Origin of the sequence: Massilia sp. LMS1-1-1.1, assembly GCF_040815535.1 — a bacterium.
In the GTDB taxonomy this organism is placed as follows: Bacteria; Pseudomonadota; Gammaproteobacteria; order Burkholderiales; family Burkholderiaceae_D; genus Janthinobacterium; species Janthinobacterium aestuarii.
Map to the genome: position 1 here is coordinate 219,296 of NZ_JBFPNG010000023.1, position 16,546 is coordinate 235,841.

A 16,546-nucleotide genomic window follows, 5' to 3' on the forward strand; every position below is an offset into this window, starting at 1 on the left:
CGGCGGGTCTGACCCCTGATTTTAGTTAACATTGCGCTACAAACTGACATTCAAGCGCGCCAGCGTACTTTTCAGCGCATCGTTTTTCGGGTCCTTGCTTTGCGCTTCGCGCCACAGCTTTTGCGCTTCGGCCTTGTCGCCCTTCTGCCACAGCACTTCGCCCAGGTGGACAGCGATTTCCGGATCGCTGCGCACGGCATAGGCGCGGCGCAGCGCGTTTTCCGCGGCGGCCAGGTTACCCATGCGGAATTGCACCCAGCCCATGCTGTCCATGATGAACGGATCGCCGGGCGCCATCTGCAAGGCTTTCTCGATCAGCGCATGGGCTTCTTCCAGACGCAGGCCCCGTTCGGCCAGCGAATAACCGAGCGCGTTGTACGCGTGCTGATTGTCGGGCGCCAGCGCCATCACGCGGCGCAGACTCGCTTCCATCAGCTCGAATTTGTCCAGGCGCTCGGCCAGCAAGGCGTAGTCGTACAGCAGTTCCGGATTGTCGGGGAAACGCAGCAGGGCGTTTTCCATCACCGTGTACGCGCTTTGCACGTAGCCGGCGTCGCGCAGGAATTGCGCGTCGACCAGCAGCACCTGCGCCTGGCTGGCCGGATCGTCCGTTTCGATTTCCGTCAGCGCCTTGCGTGCCGCATCGAGATTGCCGCCACGGGCGATCAGCTGGGCACGGCGCAAGCGCGCCTCGACATAGCCGGCCGACGCGCTGTTGTCGACCTTATCGAGCCAGGCGATAGCGCCGGCCGTGTCGCCGCGCGTCTCGGCGATCTGCGACAGTATCATCAGGGCCTTGAACGGATCGCGCGTGTCGCCAGGATTTTTCTCCAGCACGGCCAGGAAACGCTTGAAGTACTGCTCCGCGCCCTTGGTGTCTTCCAGTTGCAGCGCCACGATGCCGAGCGCGTACAGGGCGCCCACGTTATCGGGCTGGCTTTTCAGCAGCAGCAGGAACTGTTCGCGCGCCGGCTCCAGCTGCTTTTGCTCGACCAGCAGGCGCGCATACGCGCCGCGCACTTCGACGGCGTCCGGATTCTTTTGCAGGAACGTGGCCAGCACCTTGTTTGCCGCCTCGGGTTCGCCCGTCACCTGCGCCAGAGTCAGCGCGGCCAGTTCGGAGTTCGGCTTGATGGCCAGCGCCTTGTTCGCTTCACGGATGGCGCGGTCACGCTCGCCAAGCGACAAGGCGCCCTGCGCCAGCACCAGGTGCGCTTCGAACATGTCCAGGTAAGGCTGCACCAGGCGCGTCATCATCGAATAGGCATACAGCTTGTCATTCGAGCGCGACAAAATCTGCTGCATCTGGAACAGGGCCACGCCACGCGCGCCTGCGGGCGCATTGGCCAGGCGTTCGGCGAAGATCGGTTCCGCTTCCTCGATCTTGTCGGTCAGGACGACAAAGCCGAGGAAGAATTGCGTTGCCTCGTCCGAGTCGGGCGCCAGCTCGCGCCACAGGCGGATGGCCGCCAGCGCTTCGCTGCCCTGCTTGGCGGCCAGCGCCATTTCGGACGCGCGGCGCGCCAGGCGCGGGTCGCGCGTCTGCTGCGCCGCCACCATCATCGTCACGTACGGCCCTTGCCACTGGCCGCTCTTGAATTCCATTTCTGCGCGGGTCAGCTTGTACAGCAAGTCGCTGCTCAATTCGACCTTGGGCAAGCCGTCCGCCTTGGCGTCCACCTTGGACTCGGCGCCCTCCTCCTGCGGCGCGGCGGGCGCGGACGCAGAGGGGCTGGCCGCGGCATCGGCAGGGGCGACAGGCGTCTGTGCCATGGCATGCGTGGCCATCAGGGCGGACAAGGTTACAATGGCGAAAGCGTTTTTCAAAGGCTGATCCTGGCTAAACGGCAAAGTTTGATTCTACGCCCAACGCGGCTATCGCGTACTTCACGTATGTAACGAAATATATACGTCGTGGCGGCGTAGCTTGCCAGGGCCAGCCCTCGGCCTGCAAGCCTCCTGTTTTTTACCCGGTTTTCAACCATTCGAGCCCTATGCCAGAATTGCCAGAAGTCGAAGTCACACGGCGCGGTGTCGCGCCCCACCTCGAAGGGCGCGCCGTGCGCTCCGTCGTGCTGCGCCGCGACGGCTTGCGCTGGCCCTTCCCCCCTGCCCTGGGCGAACAATTGTCGGGGCAAACCATCGGCCTGACGGGGCGGCGCGGCAAATACCTGCTGATCCACTTCCGCCACGGCACCCTGATCATCCACCTGGGCATGTCCGGCCATTTGCGCGTGCTGCCGACGGGGACGGAAGCGCAAAAGCACGACCATTTCGACCTCGTCGTGGAAGACGCGGACGGCGGCAGCCAGGTGCTGCGCATGACGGATCCGCGCCGCTTCGGCGCCGTGCTGTGGCACGACGAGGCCGACGGCCCGCTGGACGGCCACGCGCTGCTGCGGGGACTCGGCACGGAACCGCTGGAAGGCGGCTTCACGGGCCAGCTGCTGTTCGAAAAAACGCGCAACAAGGGCACCAACATCAAGCAGGTGCTGATGGCGGGCGACATCGTCGTCGGCGTGGGCAATATCTATTGTTCCGAAAGCCTGTTCCGCGCGGGGATCAACCCGAAGACGCCAGCGCGGCGCATCGGGCTGGCCCGCTATGAGAAACTGGCGCAAGCGATCCGCGACGTGCTGGCCGAAGCCATCGTGCAGGGCGGCAGTACCCTGCGCGACTTCATCGGCGTGAACGGCCAGTCCGGCTACTTCCAGCAGACGTATTTCACGTACAACCGCGCGGGCAAGCCCTGCCGCGTGTGCGGCGCGCCGATACGCCAGATCGTGCAGGGACAGCGTTCCACGTTCTACTGCGTGAATTGTCAAAAGTAAGTCATAGGTAAAGGGGAGCAGATGGTCAGAGACCTGGAACAGTACAGCGCATGGCGGCAGGACGTGCAGGCCGCCTTGCAGGCATACCGGCAAGCCGCCAGCGCGGCAGGCCTGGTCGACGGCGCGTCCGCGCTGCGCCTGGCGCGCTGTGGTTCCCGCCTGCTCGATGACCGTTTATCCGTCGCCTTCGTGGCGGAATTCTCGCGCGGCAAATCCGAACTGATCAACGCCATCTTCTTTGCCGGCTACGGCCAGCGCATCCTGCCATCGGGCGCGGGCCGCACCACCATGTGCCCCACCGAGCTGCTGTACGACGCGGCCTGGCCGCCATCGATCCGGCTGCTGCCCATCGAGACGCGCGCGCAGAACCTGTCGACCAGCGACTACCGCGACCTGCCCGCCGCCTGGACCATTCTGCCACTGAATATCGAGGCGGGCGGCGACATGCAGGAAGCGATCCGCCAGGTCAGCCTGACGAAAAAAGTCAGCGTCGAGGAAGCGGCGCGCTACGGCCTGTACGACGCGGACGACGCGGATGCTCCCGCCATGCTCGACGAGGACGGCCAGGTGGAAATCTCCATGTGGCGCCACGCCATCATCAACTTCCCCCATCCGCTGCTGAAACAGGGCCTGGTCATCCTCGACACACCGGGTTTGAACGCCATCGGCACGGAACCGGAACTGACCCTGAACCTGATTCCGAATGCACATGCGGTGCTGTTCATCCTGGCGGCCGACACGGGCGTCACGCGCAGCGATATCGAGGTATGGCGCAACCATATCGGCGCCGGTGCGGGGCGCCTGGTGGTGCTCAACAAGATCGACAGCATGTGGGATGAATTGCGCGGCGATGCCGAGGTGGCGCAGGCGATCGAACGCCAGCAAGCCAGCGTGGCGCATCTGTTGACACTCGACGCGAGCCAGGTGTTTCCCGTCTCGGCGCAAAAGGCCCTCGTGGGCAAGATCAACGACGATGCGGCGCTGCTGGAAAAGAGCCGCTTGCTGCCGCTGGAGACGGCCCTGTTCGAAGAGCTGATCCCCGCGCGCAAGGACATCATCCGGCGCCAGCTGGCATTCGACCTGGACGCCATCGAGGCGGCGCAGCAGGTGCAGGCGGCGGCCCGCGCGCGCGGCATCGCCGAGCAGCTGCATGAGCTGCACAGCCTGCGCGGCAAGAACCAGAGCGTGATCGCGCACATGATGCGGCGCATCGATATCGAGAAGAAGGAATTCGACAGCAGCCTGTTCAAGCTGCAGGCGACGCGCGCCGTGTTTACCCGCCTGTCGACGGAACTCTATACGAGCCTGGGCATGGACATCGTGCGCGACGATATCGACGGCGTGCGCGCCGCCATGCAGCGCAGCCGCTTTTTCACGGGCCTGCGCGAAGCCGTGCGCCAGTATTTCGAGCGCATCGCCAGCAACCTGGACCGCTCGGAAGGCAAGACGGCCGAGATCACGGAAATGATGAACGTGATGTACCGCAAATTCGCCTCCGAACATGGTTTGGCGCTGGCCTTGCCGATGCCGTTTTCGCTGGCCCGCTACCGCCAGGAGATCGCCGACATCGAAGCCGTCTACCATAAGCAGTTCGGCACGGCGACCCTGCTCACCACCAGCCGCGTCGTGCTGATGGAAAAATTCTTCGACACCATCGCCTCGCGCGTGCGCCGCAGTTTCACCAACGCCAATGACGACGCCAGCGCCTGGCTGAAAGTCATCATGGCGCCGCTCGAAGCGCAGATCGTCGAGTACAAGGAACAGCTGAAACTGCGCTTTGCCTCGATCCAGCGCATCCACGACGCGACGGGCAGCCTGGAACAGAAAATCGCCGGCTTCGAGGCGAGCCTGGCGGAGCTCGAACGCGACAAGGCGCAGCTGGCGCAATTGCTGGCCACCCTGCGTGCGGCCAGCGCAACATAGACAACAGAACACTGGAACCCTGCATGAAACGTTTGCTGCATCCGCTCTCGCCCGCCACGGGCATGGCACCTTTTGAAGATTATGTCGACCCGACTTTTTCCGCCACCGTCATCGCCTGGCAAAAGCAGCATGGCCGCCACGCGCTGCCCTGGCAAAACACGCGTGATGCCTACCTGATCTGGCTGTCCGAAATCATGCTGCAGCAAACGCAGGTCACCGCCGTCCTCGGCTACTACGCGCGCTTCCTCGAACGCTTCCCCACCTTGCGCGACCTCGCTAGCGCGCCCGTCGAAGACGTGATGGCGCAGTGGAGCGGCCTTGGCTACTACACGCGGGCGCGGAACCTGCACAAGTGCGCGCAGCGCGTGGTGGCCGAATACGACGGCGTGTTCCCCAGCGACCCGGCCCTGCTGGCCGACCTGCCCGGCATCGGCCGCTCGACGGCCGCCGCCATCTCCGCGTTTTCCAGCGGCACGCGCGCTGCCATCATGGATGGCAACGTCAAGCGCGTGTTCGCGCGCACGTTTGGCATCGACGCCTATCCCGGCGAAAAGCGGGTCGAGGAAGCCATGTGGCGCCGCGCCGAAGCGCTGCTGCCTGAAACCGGCATCGAAGCCTACACGCAGGGCCTGATGGACTTCGGCGCCACCCTGTGCACGCGCAGCAGCCCCGATTGCGGCCGCTGCCCCTTGCAGCCGCGCTGCGTGGCCTACGCCACCGGCCGCACCAAGGATCTGCCAGTGCGCAAACCGAAGAAAACCAGCCCGGAAAAACACGCTGTCATGCTCGTCATCATCGACGATGGCCAGGTGCTGCTGGAACAGCGTCCCGGCTCGGGCATCTGGGGCGGCTTGCTGTCCCTGCCCGAACTCGATGGCCACGTGCTGGCCGGCGAGGACTGTCCGCGCGACATCGACCAGGATGCGCTGGTGCGCGCCGTGGCGCCGTTCGGCGAAATCGAATCGCAGGAACGGCTGCTGCCCATCGTCCACGTCTTCACCCACTACAAGCTGCACATCGTCCCCTGCCGCATCACCGTGGCGCGCCGTCTGGCGCTGGCAGGAGAAGCGACGCACGTCTGGTACGACGGCGCGAAAATCGCCGATGCGCCGCTGCCAGCCCCCATCAAGAAACTGCTGCTGGACCTGTTCGGCGATGCGCGTTCGGCGCAACGCAGCATGTTTTAGTGCGCAGGCTTGCCGTACTGGCGCTGGCGATCCTGTTCTCGCCAGTGCATGCCGACACGGTGCTGCCGGAAGTGAGAATAGGCGTACTCGCCTACAAGGGCGGCGACGCCGTGCAGCAGGACTGGTCGTACGTGACGCGCCACCTGCAAGCCAGCATTCCCGGCATCCGTTTCATCCTGGCCGACTACGACCAGGCGGGCCTGACGCGCGCCGTGCAATCGCAAGCGATCGCCTTCGCCATCACCAGCAGCGGCCACTACGTGGCGCTCGAACACAGCGACGGCGCCAGCCGCATTGCCACCCTGGAATCGCCATGGACGGACTCGCCGCGCCAGGCCATCGGCTCGGCCATCGTCGTGCGCAGCGCGTCGCCGCTGCATGACCTGGCCGACCTGGCAGGTAAGAACGTGATGGCCGTGGCGCCCGACGCCTTTGGCGGCTACCAGATCGCCGCGCGCGAACTGCGCGAAGCGGGCATCGATCCCACGCACGATTTTGCCAGCCTGCGCTACAGCGGCTTTCCCTCGCAGCAGATCGTCGACGCCGTAAGGTCCGGGCACATGGATGCGGGCATCGTGCGCACCTGCCTGCTCGAACAGATGGTGGCACGCGGCGAAGTGCGGGCCGAGGAACTGCGCGTGATCACGACGCGCCCGATACCCGGCTTTCGCTGCGCCAGTTCGTCGCGCCTGTATCCGGACTGGCCCTTCGTGGCCCTGCGCCAGACGCCGCCCGCGCTGGCGAAAAAAGTGGCGCAAGCCCTGCTGGCCATGCCGCGCACCGGTGAAGGCTACAGCTGGACGGTGCCCAGCGATTACCAGATTGTCGATGAACTGTTTCGCGACTTGCACATCGGCCCCTACGCCTATCTGGACAAGCTGACCTTCGAGACGGCGCTGCGCCGCTACTGGGGCTGGATGCTGCTGGTGCTGGCCCTGCTGGTCGCCTGGGCCGTGCACACGGTGCGCGTGGAATACCTGGTCAGCCGGCGCACGGAGCAATTGCGCGCGGCCCAGCACCAGCAGCGCGCGCTGGAAGAACAGGCGCGCCAGCGCCAGGCCACGCTCGACCACACGGCGCGCCTGGCGATCCTGGGTGAAATGGCCAGCGCCATCGCGCACGAATTGAACCAGCCGCTGGCGGCCATCGGCAATTTCGCGCGCGGCATGGCGCGCCGCATCACGGCGGGCCGGCTCGACGCGGCGCCCCTGCTCGACGGCGCGCAGGAAATCGCCACGCAAAGCGAGCGCGCGGGTGCCATCATCCGCCACATCCGCGCGATGGCGCAAAAGCGTCCCGCGCACAGCACGGCCTTCGCGCTGGCCGACGCCGTCGAGCAAGCCGTATCGCTGTTCCGCGCGGCCCACCCGCACGCCCATATCAGCTGGAACCACGACGGCAGCAATCTTGAGGCGCACGTGCTGGCCGACCCGCAGCAAGTACAGCAGGTGCTGCTCAATTTGCTGAAAAATGCGCTCGATGCGCAAGTGGAAAACGGCAATCCGCAGCATCCAATCGGCGTGCTGCTGCACCGTGAAAACGGCGCCTGCACGGTGGCCGTGCGCGACACGGGATGCGGCCTGCCAGCGGCGCAGATGGCGCGATTGTTCGAACCGTTTTTTACCACCAAGACCGAAGGCCTTGGACTGGGCATGTCGCTCAGCAAAAGCATCATCGAATCGTTCGGCGGCAGCCTGTCGGCCCACGCCAACGCCGATGCGCCAGGCTTGACGGTCTGGTTCCGCCTGCCCGAAGATACCGGCATGGAAGCGCACAAGGAAAACCAAGAGGAAACACCATGAATGAAAGCGATGCGATCATCTTTGTCGTCGACGACGACGCGGCCATGCGCCGCTCGCTGGCCTATCTGTTCGATTCAGCCGGATGGAAAGTGCAGACGTTCGAGTCGGCGCGCGATTTCCTGCAGCGCTATGAAGGCCATGCGCCCGGCTGCTTGCTGCTCGACGTGCGCATGCCTTTGATGAGCGGGCTCGAACTGCAACAGGAACTATCACGCCACGCCATCGCGCTGCCAGTGATTTTCTTGAGCGGCCACGGCGACCTGGCCATGGCCGTGCAGACGATGAAGGCAGGCGCCTGCGATTTTCTGGAAAAGCCATGCAAGGACCAGGTGCTGCTGGACGCCGTCAGCCGGGCCGTGGCCCGCAGCGTGGAAGAAAGCCGCAGCGCCGCCAGCACAAATACGGCACAGGCAGCATTGGCGACATTGACGGCGCGCGAACGCGAAGTGGCGCTCTTGATGGCCGAAGGCAAAGCATCGAAAGTCATCGCCCGCGAGCTGGGCATCAGCGACAAGACGGTGCAGGTGCACCGCCATAACACGATGGAAAAACTGGGCCTGCATTCAGCAGCCGAGGTGGCCCGGCTGCTGATGGCGGGTGGGGAGATTTAACCGGGGTCAGACCCGCCGGGTCTGCCCCCAGCCGTTACGACCTTGAGGTAAAAGGTTCGAGCCTGCTTCTCAACGAATAATCCGCGCCGGCAGTCCCTGCCGCACCGCCGTGCCCGAGACGGGATCGACAAACACGTTCTTGTCGCCGCGGCTCGGATCCGTCAAGCCCAGGTCGTTCAGATTGATGCCCGCGCCGATGGCCGGTTCGTCGGGCTGGCGCGACTTGCCGATGCGGTGGGCGCGCGCGCCGTGCTCCTTGTGGCCGAAACCGTGCTCGATGGCGATCACGCCGCGCTGCACGCCGTGGCGCAGCATCACCGTGGCCCTGGCCTTGCCGCCCGGCGTTTCCAGGTAAATCACGTCGCCATTTTGCAGCTTCAAGCGGGCCGCGTCGTCAGGGTGCACGGCGACCGGATTGTCCGGATGGATGCCGCGCAAGCGCCGCGCGCCGATGCTGTACGAGTTTTGCAACGCCGATTTAAAGCTGATCAGTTCAAACGGCCATTCGCTGGCCGGATAGGCCTTGCGCACGGGCGTGCCATCGGCAAACGCCGCCACTCTCCACGCGGGCGTACCGGGGAAACGCTTGCCGCTCAAACTGTTCTTGCTCACGCCCAGGCCCTCGTTGTACAGCATCATCGGTTTCAGATAGCGGTGCGTGGACCAGTCCTGCGGATACGGCGATTCGTCGGTCACGGGTGCAGGAACAGCCGGCGCCTTGGGGTTCGCGGGCGGCGGCAGGCGCAGGCCGAACATCTCGCCATAGCTCTGGTAGCGCCCTCCCCGCGCCAGCATGAAGGCCACCTTGCGCCACTCTTCCGGCTTCAGGGTACGTTCCAGCTCGGGACGGATGCGCACCACGCCGGACAGGTCGATATCGTCGTCGCTCGCGTCAGGCACGGACGTTTTTCCCTGCCAGGCGATGTTGGCGCCGCCGCGCAGATACCAGTCTTCCGCCCGCTGCAGGGGAAAGCGCTGGCCATCCATGTCCTGCAAGGCGTCCGGGCCGAAGCCAGGCAAGGCCATCGTTTTTGCCAGCGCGATGAAGAACGATTCCATGCAGATGGTCTGGCCGTCCGGCGTTTTTTGCACGCGCGGTTCGACCACGGGCCAGCGCGCCGTGCTCATTTTGACGGGCATGCCGCCCCAGGCGCCGGCCCAGCCCCAGCTTTCATACAGCAAGGTATCGGGCAGCAGATAGTCGGCAAAGGCCGAGCTTTCATTGATGAAGGGGTCGATGGCGACGATCAGGGGAATCTTCTTCGGATCGGCCAGCTCCTTGCCGATCTGCGCGCGCAAGCCCGTGATGCCGTAGACGGGATTGCAGCTCCACAGTATCAGCGCCTTCAAGGTGTAAGGGTAGCCGTTCATGGCGCTGGTGAGCCATTCGGTGGCCAGCGCGGGCGCGTTCGGATACCACGGCGCCCTGGCCGGATACGCCTTGCCCGCTTCTTTCTTCAGCTTGAATTCCGAGGTTTTTTCATACGGCACATTGCGCCCGATCGGCATGCCGGCCGCCTTGATCTCGCCGTCAAAACTCTCGAGGTTATAGCGCGGACCGGGTCCCGCATCCTTGAAGCTGCCGCCATTGACGAGGGTGCCGCCCTTGCGGTTCAAATTGCCGATCAGGGTATTGAGCATGACCAGCGCATACGCGTTGTAAAAGCCGGCGCCCGACATCATGCCGCCGTGCGCATTGACGGCCGCGCGCTTGCCGTGGCTGGTGAGTTCCTGCGCCAGCCCTTCGATGATGTCGCGCGCGATGCCGCAGGCGGCCGCGTAGTCATCCATGCTGTGGCGCTGCGCTTCTTCATTGAGCATCGTCATCGCCGTCTTCAGGCGCAGCGGCGCGCCGCCCACGTCCAGCGGGCCATCGAAGAACAGGCGCGCCTCGCCCTTGGCTGCGTTGTGCGGCACGATGGCTTGCGTGGCGGCGTCGATCACGCAGAAGGCGTCACCATCCTTGTAGCGCTCTTCTTCCGCCAGTTCCACCGCACCGATGTCCGACGCGCGCAGGTAGCGGCCATCGCGCGGATGGCCCTTCTCGTTGATGATCAGATGCGTGGCGTTGCACCAGGCGGCCTCGCCCGCCGCTTCCGCCACCTTCAGGTTCGGCTGCACGAGGAAGTTACGATCATAGCGTTCGTGCTCGATGATCCAGCGGATCATGGCCATGGCCAGCGCGCCGTCCGTACCCGGCTTGATCGGCACCCAACGGCTGCGGTCGCCCGCGGCCAGGCTGTCCGCATTCGTCAGCACGGGGTCGACGACGACGTAGCTGAATTCGCGCTTGCCCGAACGGGCCTTGGCGATCAGGGTGCCCTGGCGCTTGAACGGGTTGCCCGCATTGCCCGGCGCCGTGCCGACGAAAATGCAGAACTCCGTGTTTTCCAGGTCCACTTTCGCATGCGGCATTTTCTTCATGTCGCCGAACATGGCGCCCGAGCCGCTGCGGTAGGCGCCGCCGCAATACGAGCCGTGGTTGACCAGATTCAGACTGCCGTACGACTGCTTGAAAAAGCGCGTGCCGAACGCCAGGCGGCCATCGTCCGTGCTGCACATCAGGCCCACCTGATTGACTTGCGGGCCCAATTCCGGCTGCGCCGGATCGATCGGTTTTTCCAGCTCGCGCAAGGCGCGCAAGCCCTGCACGTGGCCTTCGCCAAACAGGTCGCCGCCTTCCGTCACTTCCTTGACCAATTGATCAAACGCGATCGGCTCCCACTGGCCGCCGCCGCGCGGCCCCACGCGTTTCATGGGCGCCAGCACGCGGAACGGCGACTCCATCTGTTCCAGCACGCCGTTGCCGCGGCCGCAAGCCGTCGAGCGGCCCTTCAAGCCCTTTTCCTGGAAGCGCGACAGGGAGACAAAGCTGTCGCGTATCGACGTTTGGTACGGCAACGCCGGGTCGGCCGACAGGGGGCTGTACGGATTACCGGCCACGCGCAAGACCTTGCCGCTTTTTTTATCGAGGCGCACGCGCACACCGCAAAACGTGGTGCAGCCCATGCACATGGTGTAGCTGACCTGCTGGTCCGGATTGACGGTCAGCTTGCCCGTGGCCGTGTCGACGGAAAACTCGGGCGGCAGCGAATTGCCGTGCAGTTTCTGCACAGGTTTATCTTTACCCAGCGCGTGGTCGACCATGCGGCCGGCCGTGGTGGAAAAACTGGCGGCAAACGCGGCCAGGCCGCCGCCGATGGCGCCATAGCGCAGCAGCTTGCGGCGCTTTTCATTGTCGTCTTCAGGGACGTCGTCGTGTGTGTGTTCGTTCATTTTTGACTCCTCAGTGCGTGGCCACGGCGGGACGGTTGCGCAGCATGCGTCCGGCCCATGGCAAAAATTCCAGCATCAGCAACAGCAGCGCGATCCACAGGCCGGCCGTGCCGATAATCCCCATCAAGCCATCGTTCCCCATCGGCAGGTGGTAGTCGTACAGGCCCGCGCCCGTTTTCGGGATCGTCTGGCCGCCGATGAAAATCGTCCAGCGCATCATCCATGCGCTATGCAGCGCGATCAGGCCGTTGACCAGGCCACTCGTGGCCGGGCGCCAGATGGCCAGGGCCATCGGCACGATGGACGACAGCACGGCCCAGACAGCCGTGAACTGCCATTGCGGCATGCCCGCCACCTGGGTAAATGCCATGCTGTGGCTGGCGCTCACGCCAGAGAGACTGACGAACAGCCAGCCGCCGCCCAGTGCCAGCACCAGCGCCAGCGACAGGGCCAGCGCCCGGTTCAAGGACACTTCCAGGGCCTGCTCACGGCCCGGCAGGAAGCGGTTGAACAGCAGCGCCAGGCCCACCGCGCCAACAAAGGCCGTGGCCGCAAATTGCGCCGGCAGGAAGGGCGTGAACCACAGGGGACGGGCACGCACCACCATCACTTCCATCCCCGTGTACAGGCCCACGGCGAAAGCAGCCAGCAAGGTGCAAGCGGCGGCGATGCGGATGGCGCGCAAGGAAGCGGCGCCACCGCGCCCCAGCAGGCGATAGGCAAAGGCAAGTCGGTCATGTCCCTGCCCTCGCGTGGCAAAATCCACGCGCAGCGCCAGCCACGCGTACAGCATCAGACAGCCCAGGTACAGGGGAATAAAGAACGAGCCCCACGACATCCACGATTGCGGCTGGAAGTAGATATAGAAATGGTAGAAGCGGCCCGGCCCGTGCAGGTCGGCCAGCAGCGCCACGGGCGCCGTCATGCCGCACACGAGGGACGCCAGCAGCGCGATGCGCCCCAGGCGTTCATACGCCTTGCGGCCGAAGACGAAGTACGGCAAGGTCAGCATGAAGCTGCCGTAACTGAGGCCGATGAGGAAAAAATACTGCACCGCCCACGGCAGCCATGCCGCTTCGCGCGTGACGTTGACAATTTCGGTGATGTGGCTGTCCATGGTTTATTTCCCGTGTTTGCTCGGTTGCCAAAGAGTCGCTTCGCCTTCGACGTGGCCGGCGAAGCGCGTGTCCAGTCCCAAATAAAATACGTGGGGCTGGGTGCCCTGCTCGGGTTTGAGTACCTTCACCTTGTTCTCGGTGAGCAGCTGGTGCACCAGGCTTTCAGGGTCATTGAGGTCGCCAAAGATGCGCGCGCCGCCCACGCAGGTTTCCACGCAGGCCGGCAGCAAGCCTTCGTCGACGCGGTGCGCACAGAACGTGCATTTGTCGGCCTTGCCCGTCTCGTGGTTGATGAAGCGCGCGTCGTACGGACACGCTTGCACGCAGTAGGCGCAGCCCACGCAGCGGTCGCCATCGACAACGACGACGCCATCCTTGCGCTGGAAGGTGGCGCCCACGGGACAGACGGGAATGCAGGGGGGATTGGCGCAGTGGTTGCACAGACGCGGCAGCATGTAGGTACCGCAGCGATTCTCTTCCTTGACTTCATAGGTGGAGACGACGGTGCGGAAGCTGTTTTCCGGCACGGCGTTTTCCATGATGCAGGAGACCGTGCAAGCCTGGCAGCCGATGCACTTCTGCACATCGACCACCATCGCCCAGCGCTGGCCGCCTTCGCCCTTCGTGGCCGCCTTGCTCGGCAGCGGCGCGATGGCCGCCCCGATGGTTACGGCTGGCAAGGCGCGCAAGAAACTGCGGCGCGATTCAATCATGACACTCTCCTTGACTATGGGCGGCAAGCCCTTGTTGACTTGCTGCCATGATAGAAAAGAAGGCGCTGCGGGGATATTGGGGTGATAGTGCGGGGGCCTAGATGATCATGCCAATTGACAGGATCGACAATGCGGAGTAACGGCGCCGCGCCAACGATGTTGTCGGATTACGCTGCGCTAATCCGACCTACGTCAGATTCCCCATGACCGATTGCATTGGTAGGTCGGGTTAGTCGGCACGGCGTAACCCGACACGCAGCGCCGCGCGGGCAGATCAGTGCCCGCAGTGACTGTTACAGCTCGTCGAGCGAATACAGCCTGCGATGCTCGCGGATCGCGTAGCGGTCCGTCATGCCGGCGATGTAGTCGGCGATCTTGCGCGCCTGCTGCGTGACGTCGCCATCCTTGAGCTGATAGTCGGGCGGCAGCAGGGCCGGTTCGGCCATGAAGCTGTCATACAGTTCGCGCACGATGCGGCTGGCCTTTACGCGCATGCGGTTGACCTGATAGTGGCGGTACAGGTTCGCCCGTAAAAAGCGTTTCAGGTCCGTCGCGTCCTTGCGCATGGCGTCCGAAAAACGGATCAGCGGGGCACTCGCGCGCACTTCGTTCACATCACGCGGCGCGGCATCGGCAATCAGGCCGGTCGAGGTGACGATCAGGTCGTCGGCCAGGGCCGTGATCAGGCGGCGCAGGGTTTCATAGATGGCGCGCCGGCCCGACAGGCCGGGGAACGCCTGCTGCACGTCGCGCCACAGGCGGCCGAAGAATTCCACCTCTTCCAGCTGGGCGATGGTGATCAGGCCCGAACGCAGGCCGTCGTCGATATCGTGGCTGTTGTAGGCGATTTCATCGGCCAGGTTGGTCAGCTGCGCTTCCAGGGTCGGTTGCGTGCGGTCGATGAAGCGCTGCGCCACGGGACCGAGTTCGCGCGCATGCGTCAGCGAGCAGTGTTTCAGGATGCCTTCGCGCGTCTCGAACATCAGGTTCAAGCCATCGAAGGCGCCGTAGTGCTCTTCCAGGGTGTCGACCACGCGCAGGCTTTGCAGGTTGTGCTCGAAGCCGCCATGCTCCTGCATGCATTCATTGAGCACGTCCTGGCCCACGTGGCCGAACGGCGTGTGGCCCAGGTCATGCGCGAGCGCGATGGCTTCGACCAGGTCTTCGTTCAGGCGCAGGTTGCGCGCGATCGAACGCCCCACCTGCGCCACTTCCAGGCTGTGCGTCAGGCGCGTGCGAAACAGATCCCCCTCGTGATTGAGGAAGACCTGGGTCTTGTATTCGAGGCGGCGGAAGGCCGAGGAATGGATGATGCGGTCGCGGTCGCGCTGGAACTGGCTGCGCGAGGCGTGTGCCGCTTCATCAAAGCGACGTCCCTGGCCCTGTGCCGAGTGGGCCGCGTAGGGGGCAAGGAAGTCTTCGGGCGTCATGGCTATTGCACTCCGGCGGCCAGGGTGGCCAGCACCAGTTCGTGCGGCGCGGCCGTGATGCATGGGCTGCCCAGCGGTTTCAAGAGGATGAACTTGATGGCGCCGCCCTCATTCTTCTTGTCCACTTCCATCAGTTCCAGCCAGCGCGCCACGCCGAGGTCCGGCGCTTTCACGGGCAGGCCGGCGGCGGCAACCAGCGCGCGCACGCGCTCGACGGCAGCCTGGTCGATATAGCCCATGCGGCACGACAGGTCGGCCGCCATCACCATGCCGCAGCCGACGGCTTCGCCGTGCAGCCAGTGGCCGTAACCCAGGCCGGCCTCGATGGCGTGGCCGAAGGTGTGACCGAAATTCAGGATGGCACGCAAGCCGCCTTCGCGCTCGTCCTGGCGCACCACGTCGGCCTTGATTTCGCACGAGCGGGCGATCGCATACGCGAGGGCGCCCTTGTCGCGCGCCATCAGCTTGGGCATGTTCGCCTCGATCCAGTCGAAGAAGGCCGCGTCGATGATGGCGCCATGCTTGATCACTTCGGCCAGGCCAGCCGACAGCTCGCGCGCCGGCAGGGTTTCCAGGGTCGATGTGTCGGCGATCACGGCGCGCGGCTGATAGAAGGCGCCAATCATGTTCTTGCCCAGCGGGTGGTTGATGCCCGTCTTGCCGCCGACGGAGGAATCAACCTGCGCCAGCAGGGTGGTGGGCACCTGCACGAAGCCGATGCCGCGCATGTAGCTCGCTGCCGCATAGCCGGTCAGGTCGCCGATCACGCCGCCGCCCAGCGCCACCAGGGTGGTCTTGCGGTCGCATTTATTGGCCAGCAGCGCGTCGAAGATCTGCATCAGGCTGGCCCAGTTTTTATATTCTTCGCCGTCCGGCAGGACGATGCTGATCACTTCGCGGCCATCGCTGGCCAGCGCCGCCTGCAGGCGGCCCAGGTACAGCGGGGCGACCGTGGTATTGGTGACGATGGCCACCTTGTGGCCGCTGATATGGCGCAGCAGCGCATCGGCGTCGGCCAGGAGACCAGGACCGATGGCGATCGGATAACTGCGTTCGTCGAGGTCTACGCTCAACAACATTTTGGATTGCTCGTTCATCGAAGGCTCTGCATGAATGACGCAGTTGGGCGAGGCCTCGCATTCGAGGCTGGCCAGCTGCATCAGGATGGTCTGGACCATCGATTGTACGTTAGGACGGCCCGTGTCGATCACAATGTCGGCCACTTCCATGTAATGGGGCTCGCGCTGCGCCGTCAATTCTTCGAGCTTCCTGCGCGGGTCGGCCGTCTGCAGCAGGGGACGGTTCTTGTCGTGGCTGGTGCGCGCGAGGATGTTGCTGACGCTGGCGCGCAGGTACACGACCGTGCCCCGCTCCTTCAGGTAGGCGCGGCTGTCGGCGTTGAGGATGGCCCCGCCACCGGTGGCCATGACGATGCCTTCCTGGGCGCTCAGGTCACGGATGACCTCGGCTTCGCGCCGGCGAAAGCTGGCCTCGCCCTCGATTTCAAAGATCCACGGGATGGTCGCTCCCGTGCGTGCTTCGATTTCGTGGTCGGAATCGACAAAGCGCAAGCCCAGCTTGCGGGCCAGGATGCGCCCGATCGTGGTTTTGCCTGCGCCCATGAGGCCTACTAAAAACAGATTTTGCATGTGCTG

Annotated in this window: 11 protein-coding genes; 5 read left to right on the forward strand and 6 right to left on the reverse strand. The window is 64.6% G+C overall.

Translation table 11 applies throughout. The features are described from left to right. Positions 1–36 precede the first annotated feature (36 nt). Positions 37–1,827, reverse strand: a complete 1,791-nt coding sequence (locus MRBLMS1_RS16020) for a tetratricopeptide repeat protein (protein WP_485880360.1) — start codon at positions 1,825–1,827, stop codon at positions 37–39. Between the two features lie 167 nt (positions 1,828–1,994). Here MRBLMS1_RS16020 and mutM point away from each other — a divergent pair, with 167 nt between their 5' ends. From mutM to MRBLMS1_RS16045, 5 genes are read left to right on the forward strand one after another with little or no spacing between them, the layout of a single operon-like run. Further along, entirely contained in the window at positions 1,995–2,831 is an 837-nt protein-coding gene (gene mutM, locus MRBLMS1_RS16025) for a bifunctional DNA-formamidopyrimidine glycosylase/DNA-(apurinic or apyrimidinic site) lyase (RefSeq protein ID WP_046681687.1), read from the forward strand. Positions 2,832–2,852: 21 nt separating this feature from the next. Further along, complete coding sequence (locus tag MRBLMS1_RS16030; RefSeq protein WP_485880362.1) at positions 2,853–4,754, forward strand: dynamin family protein; 1,902 nt, start codon at positions 2,853–2,855, stop codon at positions 4,752–4,754. A 23-nt stretch (positions 4,755–4,777) separates the two neighbouring features. Further along, positions 4,778–5,941, forward strand: coding sequence for an A/G-specific adenine glycosylase (mutY, locus tag MRBLMS1_RS16035; protein WP_485880364.1), 1,164 nt, complete (start codon positions 4,778–4,780; stop codon positions 5,939–5,941). Next, positions 5,941–7,743 carry a sensor histidine kinase gene (locus MRBLMS1_RS16040; protein WP_485880366.1) on the forward strand — a complete coding sequence of 601 codons (1,803 nt, stop codon included), beginning with the start codon at positions 5,941–5,943 and terminating at the stop codon, positions 7,741–7,743. Before mutY ends, MRBLMS1_RS16040 begins: the two co-directional genes overlap by 1 nt. Next, the gene (locus tag MRBLMS1_RS16045) at positions 7,740–8,354 is read left to right on the forward strand and encodes a response regulator transcription factor (protein ID WP_128141093.1); all 615 of its coding nucleotides are present in this window, start codon (positions 7,740–7,742) and stop codon (positions 8,352–8,354) included. Before MRBLMS1_RS16040 ends, MRBLMS1_RS16045 begins: the two co-directional genes overlap by 4 nt. Before the next feature lie 69 nt (positions 8,355–8,423). Here the strand turns inward: MRBLMS1_RS16045 and MRBLMS1_RS16050 are convergent, their stop codons facing one another. The 5 genes from MRBLMS1_RS16050 to aroKB all read right to left on the reverse strand — a co-directional run bounded on the left by MRBLMS1_RS16050 (position 8,424) and on the right by aroKB (position 16,513). Further along, positions 8,424–11,630, reverse strand: a complete 3,207-nt coding sequence (locus MRBLMS1_RS16050; protein ID WP_485880368.1) for a molybdopterin dinucleotide binding domain-containing protein — start codon at positions 11,628–11,630, stop codon at positions 8,424–8,426. A gap of 10 nt (positions 11,631–11,640) precedes the next feature. Then, entirely contained in the window at positions 11,641–12,747 is a 1,107-nt protein-coding gene (gene nrfD, locus MRBLMS1_RS16055) for an NrfD/PsrC family molybdoenzyme membrane anchor subunit (protein ID WP_485880370.1), read from the reverse strand. Between the two features lie 3 nt (positions 12,748–12,750). Next, entirely contained in the window at positions 12,751–13,461 is a 711-nt protein-coding gene (gene dsrO / locus MRBLMS1_RS16060; protein WP_051991383.1) for a sulfate reduction electron transfer complex DsrMKJOP subunit DsrO, read from the reverse strand. 293 nt (positions 13,462–13,754) lie between these two features. Further along, positions 13,755–14,891, reverse strand: a complete 1,137-nt coding sequence (locus MRBLMS1_RS16065; RefSeq protein WP_485880373.1) for a deoxyguanosinetriphosphate triphosphohydrolase — start codon at positions 14,889–14,891, stop codon at positions 13,755–13,757. Positions 14,892–14,893: 2 nt separating this feature from the next. Beyond that, positions 14,894–16,513 (reverse strand): bifunctional shikimate kinase/3-dehydroquinate synthase AroKB, encoded by a 1,620-nt coding sequence (gene aroKB / locus MRBLMS1_RS16070; RefSeq protein WP_485880374.1) that lies wholly within the window; start codon positions 16,511–16,513, stop codon positions 14,894–14,896. Between the last annotated feature and the right edge of the window lie 33 nt (positions 16,514–16,546).